Annotated in this window: 14 protein-coding genes; 13 read left to right on the top strand and 1 reads right to left on the bottom strand. The window is 35.6% G+C overall.

Features of this window, described 5'->3' with window-relative positions; translation table 11 throughout:
- From Q5O73_RS06205 to Q5O73_RS06185, 5 genes are all read left to right on the top strand, one after another.
- The coding region (locus Q5O73_RS06205) for a hypothetical protein (RefSeq protein ID WP_302669277.1) at positions 1 to 205 on the top strand (205 nt) is incomplete at its 5' end.
- Positions 206 to 250: 45 nt separating this feature from the next.
- Positions 251 to 3,238 (top strand): lectin like domain-containing protein, encoded by a 2,988-nt coding sequence (locus tag Q5O73_RS06200; protein ID WP_302669276.1) that lies wholly within the window; start codon positions 251 to 253, stop codon positions 3,236 to 3,238.
- Between the two features lie 189 nt (positions 3,239 to 3,427).
- Positions 3,428 to 3,661, top strand: coding sequence for a CAP domain-containing protein (locus Q5O73_RS06195; protein ID WP_368076747.1), 234 nt, complete (start codon positions 3,428 to 3,430; stop codon positions 3,659 to 3,661).
- A gap of 187 nt (positions 3,662 to 3,848) precedes the next feature.
- Positions 3,849 to 5,333, top strand: a complete 1,485-nt coding sequence (locus Q5O73_RS06190; RefSeq protein ID WP_302669274.1) for an AAA family ATPase — start codon at positions 3,849 to 3,851, stop codon at positions 5,331 to 5,333.
- 11 nt (positions 5,334 to 5,344) lie between these two features.
- Positions 5,345 to 6,550: a deoxyguanosinetriphosphate triphosphohydrolase family protein gene (locus Q5O73_RS06185; protein ID WP_302669273.1), complete on the top strand. Its 1,206-nt coding sequence runs from the start codon at positions 5,345 to 5,347 to the stop codon at positions 6,548 to 6,550.
- A gap of 59 nt (positions 6,551 to 6,609) precedes the next feature.
- Here the strand turns inward: Q5O73_RS06185 and Q5O73_RS06180 are convergent, their stop codons facing one another.
- The gene (locus tag Q5O73_RS06180; protein ID WP_302669272.1) at positions 6,610 to 7,701 is read right to left on the bottom strand and encodes a DUF6273 domain-containing protein; all 1,092 of its coding nucleotides are present in this window, start codon (positions 7,699 to 7,701) and stop codon (positions 6,610 to 6,612) included.
- Between the two features lie 307 nt (positions 7,702 to 8,008).
- Between Q5O73_RS06180 and Q5O73_RS06175 the strand changes: the two genes are divergently transcribed.
- The 8 genes from Q5O73_RS06175 to Q5O73_RS06140 all read left to right on the top strand — a co-directional run.
- A complete protein-coding gene (locus Q5O73_RS06175) occupies positions 8,009 to 8,611 on the top strand; it encodes a DUF4230 domain-containing protein (protein ID WP_302669271.1) in 603 nt (200 codons plus the stop codon).
- A 291-nt stretch (positions 8,612 to 8,902) separates the two neighbouring features.
- On the top strand, positions 8,903 to 9,235 hold the full coding sequence (locus Q5O73_RS06170) for a hypothetical protein (protein ID WP_302669270.1): 333 nt from the start codon (positions 8,903 to 8,905) through the stop codon (positions 9,233 to 9,235).
- 4 nt (positions 9,236 to 9,239) lie between these two features.
- The gene (locus Q5O73_RS06165) at positions 9,240 to 9,803 is read left to right on the top strand and encodes a DUF6591 domain-containing protein (protein WP_302669269.1); all 564 of its coding nucleotides are present in this window, start codon (positions 9,240 to 9,242) and stop codon (positions 9,801 to 9,803) included.
- A gap of 388 nt (positions 9,804 to 10,191) precedes the next feature.
- Positions 10,192 to 12,327 (top strand): metallophosphoesterase family protein, encoded by a 2,136-nt coding sequence (locus tag Q5O73_RS06160; protein WP_302669268.1) that lies wholly within the window; start codon positions 10,192 to 10,194, stop codon positions 12,325 to 12,327.
- A 31-nt stretch (positions 12,328 to 12,358) separates the two neighbouring features.
- On the top strand, positions 12,359 to 13,498 hold the full coding sequence (locus Q5O73_RS06155) for a YibE/F family protein (RefSeq protein ID WP_302623893.1): 1,140 nt from the start codon (positions 12,359 to 12,361) through the stop codon (positions 13,496 to 13,498).
- Positions 13,499 to 13,644: 146 nt separating this feature from the next.
- On the top strand, positions 13,645 to 14,952 hold the full coding sequence (locus Q5O73_RS06150) for an ATP-binding protein (protein ID WP_302669267.1): 1,308 nt from the start codon (positions 13,645 to 13,647) through the stop codon (positions 14,950 to 14,952).
- A gap of 69 nt (positions 14,953 to 15,021) precedes the next feature.
- Positions 15,022 to 16,353 carry a sodium-dependent transporter gene (locus Q5O73_RS06145; RefSeq protein WP_302669266.1) on the top strand — a complete coding sequence of 444 codons (1,332 nt, stop codon included), beginning with the start codon at positions 15,022 to 15,024 and terminating at the stop codon, positions 16,351 to 16,353.
- 28 nt (positions 16,354 to 16,381) lie between these two features.
- Positions 16,382 to 17,227, top strand: an 846-nt coding sequence (locus Q5O73_RS06140; RefSeq protein WP_302669265.1) for a hypothetical protein, incomplete at its 3' end; no start/stop codon positions are given.

Below are 17,227 nucleotides of genomic sequence, written 5' to 3'. Positions count from 1 at the left end.
TGGTAAGGTGGTTGGTGCCACAAAATATCAGGTTAGATACAAACAGGGTAAAAAGTGGAAAACAAAGTATACCAAGAGCAGAGCTTTGACAATAAAGAAGCTTAAAAGCAAAAAGAAAGTAAAAATTCAGGTAAGAGCTGTGATGGTATATGAAAAAAAGAAGGTATATGGTTTGTGGGTGAAGAAAAGCGTAAGGGTGAAATAATATAATTGAGCCGGTTATTAATCATTGTAGGTTAAAGGAGCATATATGAAGAGAGCTGTAAGTTTATTTTTAATTGTTGTTATGGCATTTTCTATTATACCAAATGGAATTGTATTGGCAGGTAATGATAAAATATCTAATCATGATGTTATAGATACAGTGGCTGAAATTGCCACCAGGGATAAATATGATGGAAGGGATTATGGAATAATAACACCGGTTAAGGACCAGGGAAATAGTAACCTTTGCTGGGCATATTCATCCATGGCGGCAGCCGAGGCTTCAATACTGAAATCAGGGATTGATAAAACCGTTACTAAGGATACTTTATCACTAAATCCTGTTGCGGCAGCTTACAGAGTGTACAAAAGGGAGGCTGACCCGCTGGGAAATACGGGTGGAGATTGGCAGTCGGTGGATTATACCCAAAAGGCGGGGGATCCACTGAAAATTGTTAAGTTATGTTCTATGTGGTGGGCTCCCGTTAAAGGAAATGATGCAACGGTTAATCCCTATGAAAATCCTGCATATAGATTTGAAAATGCATTTTATATTCCGGATAAGAGTGGAGATTCTGAACAGTATATAAAATCCGTAAAAGAGGCTATTGCAAAATATGGCGGGGTAACTTTTCAGTACAATAATTTAAGAGAAACAACCTATTATAATCCTAAAAATGAAAAAGGTACGGAAATATCACCTCATGCATGCACCATAATTGGTTGGGATGATAATATTCCGGCAGAAAATTTTGTGCCGGGAGGTGCTAAAAGAAACGGTGGCTGGCTTGTGAAAAACAGTTACAAAAGTCAGGAATATTTCTGGCTTTCCTACGATAATACAAGCTCATGTTCATACGCCTTTACTTTTGCACCTAAGGAGAAATACGATTACAATTATTATTATGATGGAGGAATGGATGACTTTGCGTTGCGAAATGATAAGGTAATGGCAAATGTTTTTAAGGCGCAAAAGGGTGGAACAAATGGCAAGGACGAATACATTAAAGCTGTAAATGTTGCTGTAAGCGGTGAAAATGTTAAGGTTGAAGTTAAGGTATATAAAAATATTGACAATCCTTATGGTGGTCAGGAAAATGTTCCCACATCCGGTGGATATGAGGTGGCAACAACCTCTGCAACCTATGAACATGGCGGATATGTAACGGTGGAACTGGATTCTCCGGTGAAAGTGGAAAAAGATGAATGGTTTTCCACAGTAGTTAAGGTATCAAATGACAAAGGCGATGCTAAAATCATGACATCATACAAAAATTCCAAGGAAATGTCCTATGTTGGAGGTGAAAACAACTGGTCAAATTTAAAAAATTATGTAGGAAGAATTAAGGTATATACAAAGTTAGAGGACAAACAGCAGGAGCAGTCAAAAACAACAGGGAATTTTACCAATTTAATTGTAATGGCACGTTTTGATGATGAAGAGGAATTTACTGATACATTGTATCAGGGAACTTCCGTAAGAAAGCTAACGGATAATTCTTATAATACAGGATTTTATAGCGTATCGGATTACTACAGGAATGTGTCCAATAACAATTTAAAGATAGATAACCTATATTTATTTAATAAGGGTGGTTCCATTAAATTATCTAAAAAGCGTGGCTATTATGCTGAGTATAGCGATGAAAATCCTATAGGTTACACTAATGAAAGTGAACGTATGGAGCGTATGTATGAACTGAAAGAAGACTGGTCTGAAGCAATAAACAATGCAATTGCTCAGGGCAATAAAATTACAAATTATGATGGAACCAAAACATATGGCTTTGATGATTTGGATAAAAACAATGATGGCAAAATAGATGCCATTACAATAATATACAAAAACACAACTCAGAAAATATCGGTAAGTTGGGCATCACCTTTATGGAATTATAAGGATTATTGGGGAAATGTCACCATTAATACCGGTACAAAAACATTAACAAGCGGATATTACGTGCAGCTGACTAATTCCTATGATTATCTTTATAAAAGCAGTGATAATAATCTTATGTTTTCAATAGGAGTTGCAGCTCATGAAATGGGACATATTCTTGGATTTAAAGACCTTTATAATTCCACAGGCAGTTCCCCGGTTTACTATATGTCTGCAATGGCAAAACATTTGTCACCATTGCCTCAGTTTATTTCTTTAAAGGAAAGAGAGGCGAAGGGATGGATTACCGGTGATAATTTAAAGACCATTAAATCAAAGGGAGAGTATACATTAAAGGCATCAGGAACCTTTGGGACATCTGATATAGTGGGATATAAATTAAATATAAAAGGTACAAACAAAACTTTATATTTAGAATATAGGAATTTTGGTGAAAACGGAAATAAATATGATTGTCAGTCAAGGGACTTTTATAAATCAGACGGAACTAAGTTAAAGGGTTTATCCATTACATCAGGACTGGTATGTTATGTGGCAGACAAAGAAACAAAATTTCCTAATAATATGAATTGTACTACCTCAAAATGGAATTATGAGGTTTTAGGTGGAGTATACTCCACGAAATCAGACGCCCCGTTAAAAGAAAATCAGGAATTGGATATTTATGATAAAATAAATGTGCACGTAACGGAAATAAGTGGTGATACATTAAAGTTTAAGATAGATGGAGATTTTGAGGAGGTAGCGGAAGAAACAAGCAGCCAGCCGGAGACACCAAAAGAATCTGTCACAGTGAAACCGGAGCAGACAACTCCTAAAGTTACCATTGAAGCAACAACGATTAGAAAAAATCAGACTGTATCAAAATTCAAAAAAAGAAAACCAACTTTAAAAGTTAAGGCGAAGAAGAAAAGAGTAAAACTTCTAATTGGTAAGGTGGTTGGTGCCACAAAATATCAGGTTAGATACAAACAGGGTAAAAAGTGGAAAACAAAGTATACCAAGAACAGAGCTTTGACAATAAAGAAGCTTAAAAGCAAAAAGAAAGTAAAAATTCAGGTAAGAGCCGTGATGGTATATGGAAAAAAGAAGGTATATGGTTTGTGGGTGAAGAAAAGCGTAAGGGTGAAATAGGAAGGATAGAAAGAACCGGGTATTGTTACCTGGTTCTTTTGTTAGATTATTCTTTAGCATCCTCCAAACAATTACATTAATTCCATATTTTGTGCGTGGTGGAGTCATTTCCAATATGTTATTATTGTTTTGTAACATTTTTGTAATATTTGTGACGCACCCCATAGAAATGGAGGTATTAATGAAGCAATCAATTATAGCATTTATAATTACAGGTGTTGTTACAATATGTGGAGGAAATTTATGGGTGCCGGTGAAAACATAGCATGGGGACAGAGAAGCCCTGAAGAAGTAATGAATGGATGGATGAACAGTTCAGAACATAGAGCGAATATTCTAAATTCCAGCTTCAAAAAAATAGGTGTGGCATATTATGTAGGAGCAAACGGAAGGACATATTGGACACAGTTGTTTACTTATTAAAAATTATAATGCATGAGACGAAAACAGATGGTATGGCTCCATCTGTTTCTTTAGCTGGTACATAACACGGTTTTTGCAACAAAATTTTTAGCAAATATCAATCTTCTGGTACAAAAACATATTTGTATATGATAAAATTGTAAGGGAATTTTTGGAATATTAATAATAAAACTAAAGGAGAAAAATTATGCCAGTTTTTGATTTTAAAAATACACCGGATGATAAGAAGAAAAGCGAATGTACTTATACCACATTTCGTTCAAGCGAAAGCGAAGCATCAGCTAATCATCCTATAATGATATTAGATAACAGTGACAGAAAGTGGAAACATCATTCCAGTGGTGTTTTTACCAATCCAAACACAAAAACAGCCTTTGAATTTAATGAAGAAGATGGCACGGTAAGCGCCAATATCCTGAAAATTGATTCAAGATTTGTGAGCCTTCTTAAATGGTTAGGAGAAAATCACATTAGCGTTAGACTGTCAGGAGAAAATCAGGAAGAAGGTTATGCCGTTTATAAAATCAGGGAAACAGCTTTTGGTGGTGGCACAAAACTTTCAGCTGAAGATGGCTTTCTTCAGTTTATGATTGAAAGATTATTAGCAAGTAATCCACCAAAAGAGGAAATAGAAGATGAGGATATGGAAGAAGATGGAGACAGCATGAAGCTGACCAGTCTTCAAAGTATTACGGATTTTATGAATTGTGCCGGACGTACATTGCCGGACAATATACGTTTGTGGGCAAGGAGAAACTTAGCCGTGGCACGTTCTAATGAAGTGTCCCAGGAGGAAAGACATCATGCCCAAAGAGCCCTTTCCATTATGATGAATATTCAGTGGAAAAACAATTATTTCGAGGCAATTGACCCGGATGAAGCACGTAGAATTTTGGACGAAGAGCTTTATGGAATGGAAAAAGTTAAGCAGAGAATTATAGAAACAATTATTCAGATTAACCGTACCCATACACTTCCGGCATATGGACTTCTTTTAGTTGGGCCGGCAGGAACCGGTAAATCCCAGATTGCTTACGCAGTGGCACGTATTTTGAAGTTGCCGTGGACTACCCTTGATATGAGTTCCATCAATGACCCTGAACAGCTTACAGGTTCATCCCGTATTTATTCCAATGCAAAGCCGGGAATTATTATGGAAGCCTTCTCTATGGCAGGAGAGTCAAATCTGGTATTTATAATTAACGAGTTGGATAAGGCAACGTCAGGAAAAGGTAATGGTAATCCGGCAGATGTACTGCTTACTCTTTTGGATAATCTTGGATTTACAGATAATTATATGGAATGTATGATCCCGACCGTTGGTGTTTATCCTATAGCAACTGCCAACGATAAGTCACAAATAAGCGCTCCGCTTATGTCAAGATTTGCAGTAATAGACATACCGGACTACACACCGGATGAAAAGAGAATTATTTTCTCTCAATTTGCATTGCCTAAGATACTAAAGAAAATTGGTCTTAAGGAAAATGAGTGCATTATGACACCGGAAGCGGTGGATGCAGTTATTGAGATTTATAAAAATACAAGTGGTATCAGGGATTTGGAGCAGGCAGCAGAACATATTACGGCAAATGCGCTTTACCAGATAGAGGTAAATCATGTTAAGTCAGTAACATTTGATGCTGATATGGTTAGAGAATTGTTAGCATAAGGAGGTAATCTATGCCCCACTACAATGATTTATCTAAAGAATTACAGGAAAGAATTCTTGATGACCGTAAAAATCACCGGGATAATCCGTATGCATTTTCAAATGAAGATGTTCTTAGAAGGAATATGAGCCATGATAAAAACAAGCTTCTGCGCCCGGCTTTTGTAAGGGATTGTGAGAAAATAATGCATCTTCCCATGTACAATCGCTATGCAGATAAAACACAGGTTTTTTCATTATATAAAAATGACGATATATCCAGGCGTTCAAGTCATGTACAGCTGGTGTCAAGGATAGCCAGAAATATAGGTAGTTTGTTGGGACTTAATACAGACCTTATTGAGTCAATTTCTTTAGGACACGATATTGGGCACACACCATTTGGACATGCCGGAGAGAGAAAGCTTAACGAACTTTATTTTGGAAGTATGGGAAGATATTTCAATCACAATGTACATAGTGTGCGGGTTTTGGATAAAATTTTTCCTCAAAATCTTAGTATGCAAACCCTTGATGGAATTTTATGTCACAATGGGGAAATGGAACTGGAAAAATATATGCCACGGAAATATGCAGATTTTAAGATTTTTGATGAAAAGGTTGAAGAGTGCTATAAGGATATGGATGCTAACAGGCGACTGGTTCCGGCTACTTTGGAAGCCTGTGTAATGCGTATTTCAGATATTATTGCTTATTTAGGGAAGGATCGTCAGGATGCCCAAAAATTGGGATTGTTTGAAAAGGAACCGGATTTCTTTGGTGGGAAGATAGGTAATACAAATGCAGAAATAATTAACAATATGATTGTAAATATTGTGGAAAACAGTTATGGCAAAAACTATCTGAAAATGGACAAAGATTACTTTGAAGCATTTTCCCAGGGAAAAAAGGAAAATTATGAAATGATTTATGGAAACGTCAAAGTTGGTAAGGTTTATGAAGAAGAAATTAATCCTATGATGGAGGAAATATATTTAAGGCTTATTAAGGATGCAAAATCTCATAATAAGGAATCTGTTTTGTACAAACACCATATAGCATATGTAAAAAAAATGACAGGATATTATTCTGATGTAGATTATGAGGAAAATACTCCGGATGATATTGTAGTTGACTACATTGCCAGCATGACAGATGATTATTTTGTGGATTTATACAAGTATTTATTCCCTAAGGGAAAACATGAAGTAAAATATATAGGATATTTTAATGAATAAAAAAGCTTTGCAGGTTTGTATAAAATCTGCAAAGCTTCTTCTATGTGGTTTAAAAATAATTATTCTGCTGAAACCCAAAGTGCCGGACGTGCATATAGGTTTATGGCAGATACAGGATAGCCATATGTCATAATGTGTCCGTAGGCTGAAAATCGAGCTGTTGACTGGGTCTGACCCGGTTCAATAAGCCAGCATGTTCTGTCGTTATTATTTAAAGTTTTCTGATATTTCAATTCCTGCTGACTGTTTAAAATAAATACTTTGTCAGTGGTAGACTCACCACCTACAGTTTTATAATCTGCATTATCAGAAATTGTAATTTCAGTATCTGCAATATATTTTTGAGCTTCCGTGCTAAATGATTCATTTAAAAATTCACCATTTAAATATTTGCGAAGAGTACAATCATGCCATGTGGTAGCTTTTGCTTCCTCGTTGTAAGGAAGTCCCAGTACAGGAACCAATTTTACAAGAAGATAATCAGAACCGTTCTTATCCACAAGCAACCAGTGATACTCACCAAAAAATACAGTTGAACCAATTTTTGAAGTTTTAATAATTTGTAATTCAACTTCTGCCAGCTTTGAGGCGCTATCCTGATAATCTCCCAGTAGCTGGTAGGTTTTAAGGGCTGTTTTGTAGTCCTTATTCTTTACACATTCACCTGCATATTCATATCTGCTTCTGGTGCAAAGTTCTTTACTGTCACTGTAGTTTTCATCTTCTAAGCCTTTAAACATTTTGTAAGCTTTTTCGTAATTTCCTACTTTTTCATAATATGAAGCACGGGCATATCTTCCCGGCTGGGTTTTAAAGTATATTGCTCCACCAATAGCACCAAGGACCAAAACGCCACACACAATTAAAATAATAAGTCTTACATGGTGATTTTTTTTATCCTTTTTCTCAGTAGGAACTGTAGGAAGAACTTCCTTTTCGTCTTTGGCAAGTTCATCGTGTTCAGCTGCCTTTTTTAAACAAGCCTCGTACTTAGCAGGAGAGTCTTTGTAATCTCCCAATGATTTATATATTTCGGCAATTTCCCTGTACATATCGGCTTTATCTTTGTTTCTTAAAAAGTTATGAATGGCTTTTTGCAGTTTGTCTGCACGAATATATTTTCCTTCCAAAATTTCATTTGATTCCGCCATAATCTTATCCTCCTATATAATATGTAGTGCCCCCTCTCTTCGGTTAGTGGCAATTCATTGGAAACATCCTGAAAAATAAACTTCGCTCATTTTGTTTCCTTTTTCCTATTTAACATACCTATTATACAACGTAATGTAAAGTTCACAAGGGAAAACTGATAACTAGTATACCACAAATAAATATTTCTACCACCGAAACAGTAAAAAATATGGATTATGTTTAAGGGAATGATTGATATTAGATTTAAATAATGTATAATGTTGGTGGACAAATAACCGGATTCATAAGAGAAGAGAGGGAAAACACGTGAAGAAGATTTTTAAGGGAACTGTAAGAAAAATAATCACAATATTATTAATTTTGGTGTGTTTAGCAGGTGTGGCATATTTTGGAATAGGAAAATATACAACATACATGAACAAAACCACCAAGCTGGGATTTGAAAATATTGGGGAATTGGCTACTCAGTCGGCATATTGCACCGGAGTAGGTTCAACAGATGATTGGAGAAAAATGTTTGGCTCCATAAAGATTCCATTTACTGAAAGCAAATATGTTTTTAGCTGTGATGTGGTTATAAAGGCAGGTTATGATTTTGCTGATATAGACTATGATGTTGAAAGCAAAGACAAAGTAGTTACCGTTCATATGCCTAAAGCAAAAATATTAAGTTCAGAATTAAAACTGGATTCTTTTAAGGTATATCATCAGCAGGAAAGCATTTTCAATAACATAAAGGTTGAAGAAAATATTGAGGAGCTTAAAAAACTGAAAAAGCAGACAGAGGAAGACGCCAAGGCAAATGGTTTGCTGGAGAATGCAAGAACAAATGCGGAAACATTAATTAAGAGCTTTTTATCACAAAGCTATAATCAGGATGAATATAAATATGTATTTAAGGATAAGTAGGAGGTGTAACAAATGAAGAAAAAATTATTAAAAGGAATAGGTATTGTAGTAGGAATTATAGTGCTGTTTTATTTGGGACTGATGGCAACAAGATAATAGTAAAAAAGTATAAAACCGGTAAGAGGAAAGCTAAAATCCACTTACCGGTTTTTTTATGGGAAAATATTTTGTCATTGTATGTAATAACAATTAAAAAATATATTCGCGAAATTTACAAAGGCTGTGATGAAGCAACCTAATGGACTTCAGAAAGGAGAAGGCAAAAAAAAGAAATATGCCTGGTAAATTTCAATGGAATTTTCAGAGAAAATAGCAAGTATCAAATTCCCTCACGATTCTGTAAAATCAAATTCAGAGGTGATGAAATTGAGTAGCAACGTGGATAATTATTGTGAAATCTATAAGGAGTTAGCGGAGCTAATTGGGGAAACTAACACCAAAAGGATATGGAGTTATTATCGGGGATTGTCTGTTCAGTTTCCACAACGTTTGTATTCTAAAGAATTTACGCGAAAATTTATAGCGGAAAATTTAGATACAATGAAACCCAAGGAAATGGCGAAACACCTAAATTTAACTGAAAGACGGGTACGCCAAATAGCAAAGGATGTAAAGGAGATGTAAGATTATGGAAGAAAACAATGAAAAGAAATCAAACAAAGTGGTTGAGGCAATTAAGAGACACAAGATACTGACTATTATAGGTATAATAGTGGTTTTGGCATTGGTGTTTAATATTAAGGGAAAAGTGGATAATAACAATCAGAAAAAATATGAAGTAGCTATGAAAGAACAAACCAATGGGGGTGTTGAGGAACAGAAAACCATAGCAGAGACAGAAAGCGAAGACGTAGATAGTGAAGAAAATACAACTGAAATCCCCAAAGTAGAAACAACTAAAGCAAATAAGAAAGAAAAAAAGTCTGATTCAAAAGTTTCAGCGGATTTTAAGGAAATGATGGATGGCTATGAAGAGTTCTTTAATGAATACGTTGATTTTATGAAAAATTATAAAAGTTCCGATAACATTTTAGGAATGGTTGCGGATTATGGAAAATATATGAACAGTTACTTAAGCATGATGAAAAAGTTTGAGGCAATAGACAAAGATGAACTATCCACTGCGGATGCTGCATATTATGTTGAGGTTTCGGGACGAATACTTAAGAAGTTGGCAGAAATCGCACAATAATAACATAACTACTTAACATCATAACAATTGTTATCACCCAGGAAACACCACAAAAAGACTTTCCAGAGATGGGGAAAGTCTGAATATGGTAAAAATCCAAACAATACGAAGGAAACATGTGCCAATTATTGTGACTATGGCAGGAATGGTAGAGTGACCACTGCCTCTTAGTGCACCTGCCGGTGGCAGTGGTAAAATTTTTGGAATATTTAAAATACAGGGAATAATTTTTACTTAAATTTAATATTACTCCTCCTTACAATTTAACATAGGGCAGATAAAATAAAACCCGATAAGGCTTATCAGACAAGTATTAAATTGAGAATTAAATACACAAAATGAAATGTGCATTTAGTAAAAGCCGTTATGGCAGAAGGAGAAAATTAATATGAGAAAAAAGAATATTGCCCAGATCGCAGCAATAGCTATGGCAGTAACAATGGCGGCTACATCAGCACCGGCTAATGTATTCGCATATGGAGAAACAAGTGGAAACAGCACATTATTCGCTGATACACAGAACATATCAGACTACAGCAATTGGAAAGATACGGTATGGAATATAAAAGATTCAGAGGGAAACCTTACAAGAGAAGGGGAAGCCTATGATTCATCAAAAATTATTCTTACACCGGGAAAAAACGCTAAGGATTTAGGATTTGCATGGTACTCCAAAGAAAAAGGTGAGCCGGCAGTTAAGGTTGGAAAGAAATCGGATTTAAGTGATGCAAAGGAATTTAAGGGAACAGCAACGGAAATTAATCGTTCAAACCAGAAAAATACATACAAGGCATCAAATAAAGTTGCAATAGAAGATTATTTTGAAGAAGACACTACTTATTATTACAGCTACACAGACGATGTTAGAAATCCAAACTGGAGTGAAGCAAAGGCATATACAACAAAGAAAACATCATCATTTCAGACAATTCTTGTAGGTGACCCACAGGTTGGAGCTTCAGGTTCAAAGGGACAGGGGACAGATGATGATTTAAACATTGCCGTTGACACTTACAACTGGAATAAGACATTGGAGCAGTCAAAGGTAACAGCACCAAATGCAAGCTTTATATTATCAGCAGGTGACCAGATTGATTATTCAGGAACAGACAGCTCAGATGGGAAGAATGTAAGAGAAAGCGAATATGCAGGATTTACATATCCTTCAATCTTGAGAAAACTTCCTTTGGCAACAACTATAGGCAACCACGAAAGCAAAGGAACAGATTACAAATTCCATTACAATAACCCTAATTCAGATGACAATTTAGGAAGCACGAATTCAGGCTCAGATTATTACTTTAGTTACGGGGATGTGTTGTTTATCAGTTTAAACAGTAACAACAGAAATACAGTAGAGCATAAGGAATTACTTAAAAAAGCAGTGGCAAGTCACAAGGATGCAAAGTGGAAAGTTGTTATGTTCCATCATGACATTTATGGTTCAGGTCAGCCACATTCTGATACAGACGGTGCTAACTTAAGAGTTTTGTTTGCACCTTTAATGGATGAGTTTGGAATTGATGTGTGCTTAACAGGTCATGACCATTCCTACGCAAGATCATACTTAATGGCAGATGGTACAGCAATAAATTATGGAGATTCCGTTGCAGTTAATCCGGAAGGAACGCTTTACATTGCAGCAGGTTCAGCCAGCGGAAGTAAGTTCTACAAATTAGCAACTACAAAACAGTATTACATTGCAGAGCGTTCTAATACACAGCTTCCAACATTTTCAACTATTGATTTTACAGATAATTCCCTTGTAATAAAGACATATGATTACAACGGAAATAAATATGCAGATGATTATACATTGTACAAAACAAATGATAATATCTCCATGAAAGAGTTAATAACCGAAGCAGAAAATGTTAAGAATGATGGTTATACAACACAGTCATGGGATACACTTCAAAAGGCAATTGAAAGTGCAAAAAATCTTATGCAGTACACAGGGGAAGATAAGGGTGCATTAGACCTTGTAAAGGCTTACGATAAGAACAACGACAATGACAATCCTGATGATATGCTTAACTACTATGGATATGCCCAGGGGGATTATCAGAAAGATAAAACAACAACTTTGAAGACAGGATTTTCCACATTGTTAGATAAGACAATGGATACGAAGCTTGTTATTGGCCAGAAAATATTTGAATACAACTACAATAACCTTTTAAAGGCAAAATCAGGCTTACAGAAGAAAGCTGAAACAAATAATGATGACAAAAAGGATGATAACAAGGTTAACAAGCCGGTACAGAAGTTGTCATTAAAGGCAGGCAGGAAGACAGTTAAAACAGGTAAGACAATTACTTTAAAGAAAGGTAAAACATTACAGTTAAAACTTACGGTAAACGGTGTTACAGGAAAGAACGTTAAATACACAACTTCAAACAAAAAGGTTGTAAGCATTTCTGCAACAGGAAAAATTAAGGCATTAAAGAAGAGCAAAAAAGCAGTAAAGATTACCGTAAAGTTTGGAAACAAAAAAGTTTCATTTAAAGTAAAGGCTAAATAGATAATCTGTTAAAGAATTGAGGATTAATTTAATGAAGAAATATTCAAATGTTATATTTGTTGTTTTCCTTATAATTTTCGCAGCAGGACTTTGGTTATTCAACTCCCGGATAACCAGAGTCCCTTTGCTATCTGATGACAATTTTAATTTCGTAAAGGGCGAAGTATTGGAAGTAACAGAGGATAATACAGCAGATAATCAGGTAAACGGTGGGAGCCAAAATGTAAAAGTGAAAATCAGATCCGGAAAATATAAAGGAAAAATCTGTGATGCTAACAATATGAATGGATACCTTTACGGAACATATTGTACAAAGGGAACAAAAGTAATCGTGCAGCTTAGCAGTTACAATGATGAATTGTCAGGAAGTATATATGGATATGACAGAGGAAACATTATTTGGGGGATTGTAGCTGTTCTAGCCATTGGATTATTTGCCGTAGGGGGAAAACGTGGCATTAAATCCATGCTGGCACTTATATTTACCTTTGTATGCGTAATATATCTATACATCCCCTTAATGTACATTGGCTGTTCGCCTTTCTGGGCAGCAGTTCTGGTGGTAATATTTGTAACGATAGTCTCCATATACCTTATATGCGGCTACAACAAAAAAGGAATTTGTGCCATTGCAGGTACCATACTTGGAGTTCTAATTGCCGGAATATTTGCCACGGTATTTGGAAAAATAACCCGTATAACCGGTTATAATATAGAAGATATAGAAACGATGGTATATGTTTCCCAAAACAGTAAGCTTCAAATAGGTGGAGTGTTTTTTTCAGGAATATTAATTGCTTCCCTTGGAGCAGTAATGGATGTGGCTGTTTCCATTTCTGCCACAATAGAGGAAATACATAACAAGCGACCTGAACTTACTGCAAAAGAGTTGTTTAAATCGGGTATACATGTGGGAAAAGATATGATGGGAACAATGTCTAACACATTAATATTGGCATTTACCGGCGGAGCAATAAACACGATGATACTTATTTACGCATATATGATGCCGTATTTGCAGATTATTAATATGTACTCCATTGGAATCGAGGTAATAAAAGGCATATCGGGAACTCTTGGAATTATACTTACAGTACCGCTGGTTTCGGTAATTTCAGCGTGGATGTATGGAAAGAAGAATCCTCATGAATCGAAAAGCAATGAAGAGTGAGTTTGTAAATTTGTAACAAAACACACTTTTACGTCCTTAAAATGCAACAAAAATACATTTTTACGTCCTTAAAAATGTTGACGTGTAAAAATAACATGGATATAATTATATAAAAAGAAGGATAATAAAGAAAAGGGTGTGGTTGTATGAGACGTTTTGCATTGGAAAAATTAAAAAAATGGAAGGATAGTGAAAGCAGAAAACCACTTATTATACGAGGTGCCAGACAGGTAGGAAAAACATGGCTTATGAAGGAATTTGGAAGAGAGTGTTTTGAGAATGTGGCATATGTAAATTTTGACAGCAATGTCAGGATGAAGGGGGTTTTTGAAGGTCAGATTGATATTGAGAGAATAATACTGGCTATTGAAATTGAAACCGGTGTAACCATTGAAAGGGAAAATACGTTATTAATTTTTGACGAAATTCAGGAGGTTCCAAGAGCACTGTCATCTTTAAAGTATTTTTATGAAAATGCGCCGGAATATGCTATTGTGGCTGCCGGTTCTCTTTTAGGTGTAGCAATGCATAAAAAAACATCATTTCCTGTGGGAAAAGTTGACTTTATGGATTTGTATCCCCTTAATTTTCAGGAATTTTTATGTGCATTAGGAGAAGAGAGATATGTAGACATTCTCCAAGGTAAGGACACAGATATGGTAAATACCTTTAAAGATAAATATATAGATAGACTTCGTGAATATTACTATGTTGGTGGAATGCCGGAAGTGGTGCAAACCTACGTTGACACTAGAAATTTTAAAAAAGTAAGAGAGCTTCAAAAAAATCTTATAAATTATTATCAACAGGATTTTTCAAAGCATGCGGAGATGAATCTTGTTACAAGATTAAATCTGGTATGGAACTCAATTCCTATGCAGTTGGCAAAGCAAAACAAAAAATATATATATGGTCAGGTAAGGGAAGGTGCCAGGGCAAAGGATTTTGAATTGGCAATTCAGTGGCTTTTAGACTGTGGATTAATTCATAAAGTACAGAGAATAAATAAGCCTTCGTTGCCGTTGAAGGCTTATATGGATTTAAATGCATTTAAAGTTTTTTTACTTGATATTGGTTTGTTAATTGCAATGACTGATTTAGATGTAAAAGTAATTCTAGAGGGAAATAAAATTTTTACAGAATTTAAAGGAGCCCTTACAGAGCAATATGTTTTACAACAATTAATTTCTGAAAATGGAGTAATGCCTTATTATTATTCAGCCACAAATTCTCAAGGGGAGATTGATTTTGTAGTACAGGGCAAAACTTCAGTTATTCCTATTGAAGTTAAGGCAGAAGAAAATCTCAGGGCTAAGAGCTTAAAGGCATTTTGCGATAAGTATAACCCTAAATTTGCAGTGAGAACTTCTATGTCCGATTATAGAAAACAGGATTGGATGACCAATATTCCTCTTTACAATATTGATAGAATAAGGGACTATCTTGAACAGTAAAAAGTTATAGGGGATTCCCACATTGTATGGTACAATAGTTACCATACTAAAGGAAAGGAAATTCTAATAATGGAAAAAACGAGAGATGGCTTTAAGAGCCGGACAGGCTTTGTAATTGCCTGCATTGGCTCAGCCGTAGGTATGGGAAACATATGGAGATTCCCATACATGGTATCAGATTGGGGAGGAATGACATTTTTAATTCCATATGTTCTGTTTGTAATTTTAATTGGAGCATCGGGAGTTATCGAGGAAATGGCACTTGGTCGTGCGGCAAAGGGCGGACCTATTATAGCTTTTGGAAAGTGTACGGAAGTTCGTACCGGTAACAAAAAAATAGGAGAGAGAATAGGTATTATTCCGGTGATTGGCTCTCTTGCCCTGGCAATCGGTTACACGGTAGTAGTTGGTTGGATTTTCAAATATACTTTTCTTGCCTTGTCAGGACAGTTAGCAGGCATGGGACAGGATATGGATGCCATAGGAGGTATGTTTGGAACCACTGCAACAAAATTCGGTAACAATTTATGGCTGGTGGTTGCAGTAATAGTAACAGCGGTAATTATGGCATTCGGAATTGCAGGAGGAATTGAAAGGGCAAACAAAATAATGATGCCTCTTTTATTTGTACTGTTTTTAGGTCTGGGTATTTATATATTTACATTACCGGGAGCAAGTGACGGATATAAGTACATATTCACAATTAATCCAAAAGGACTGTTAAATGTAAGATTGTGGATTTTTGCCTTTGGTCAGGCATTTTTCTCACTTTCCATTGCAGGAAATGGGACAGTAATTTACGGCTCATATTTAAGCAAATCAGAAAATGTTGTAACATCTGCCGGAAATGTGGCTATATTTGATACTTTGGCAGCATTACTTGCGGCATTTGTAATTATTCCGGGAATGGCAGTTGGAGGTGCAGAGTTATCTTCAGGAGGCCCGGGACTGATGTTTGTATATTTGGTAAATGTGTTTAATGGAATGCCCGGTGGGAAAATAGTTGGAATAGTATTTTACATTTGCGTACTTTTTGCAGGAATGAGCTCACTGGTTAATTTATACGAAGCACCGGTAGCAACAATGCAGGAAAAGTTTGGCCTTAAAAGACCGGCAGCAGTTGGTGTAATAGCTGCTACTGGTTGTATTGTGGGACTTGTAATTCAGGGAATCGTATCAGGATGGATGGATGCCGTTTCAATATATATTTGTCCGTTAGGAGCAATGCTTGCAGGCATCATGTTCTTCTGGGTAGCAGGAAAAGATTTTGCATTAGAAGCAGTAAACCAGGGCAAGGACAAGCCTATTGGAAAGTGGTTTATGCCTCTTGGAAAGTATGTGCTTGTTCCTTTGGCTTTTGTAGCATTAGTTGCCGGAGCAATTTTAGGTGGAATAGGTTAATGGTTGAAAATTGGGAAGGAATTAAAAAATGACTTATAGTAACCCGGCAACTCAGGGAAAGAAAATTACAATTATATTTGGAGTGGTGCTTTCAGTTCTTGTACTGCTTACCATAAATCCGGTTATTGATAATGATTTCTGGTTTTTGTTAAAAGGTGGGGATTATGTAATGGCTAATGGCATTCCCCATACGGAGCCTTTTACAATGCATCAGGGATGGAATTTTGTTATGCAGCAGTGGCTTAGCTCTGTTATTTTCGCATTAATTTATAATACATTTGGCGTAATGGGAATGGTTGTGACCATGAGTATTATATCATTAATTACAACTCTTATAATTTATAAAATATGCTTGTATGTTACTAACAACAATACTTTAATTTCTTTTATTATAGGCTGTGTGTATGTTATTATAAATACTTTTTCATGTGTTACCAGACCTAAGATTTTTACAGCCCTTATATTTGCAGTTGAATTATATTATCTTGAGAAGTTTATAAAAGAGCAGAAAACCAGGTATCTTATAGCACTTCCTATATTATCGGTTTTGGAAATAAATCTTCATGCCTCTATGTGGTGGATGATTATTGTGTTAATGCTTCCTTATGTGGCAGACAGCATTTCCATTCCAAAATTAAAGGTTAAAGGGGAAAATAAAAAAATTATTCCATTGCTTTTATCCATGGTTGCGGTATTTATTGCCGGATTAATTAATCCATATGGAATTAAAGCTATTACGTATTTGTTCAGGTCTTACGGGCTAGAAGAAATAAGCGGGTATATTTCTGAAATGCAGGGGATTAACGTTAATGATGCCATGGGAATGGCAATGGCGGTTATTATGATTATAATGGTTTTTGCCTATATTTTATAC

The sequence above is a fragment of the Eubacterium sp. AF15-50 genome, from assembly GCF_934835595.1.
GTDB lineage: Bacteria > Bacillota > Clostridia > Lachnospirales > Lachnospiraceae > Eubacterium_G > Eubacterium_G segne.
The sequence above is the reverse complement of the archived record's forward strand: the minus strand, read 5'-3'. Positions and strand labels throughout refer to the sequence as shown.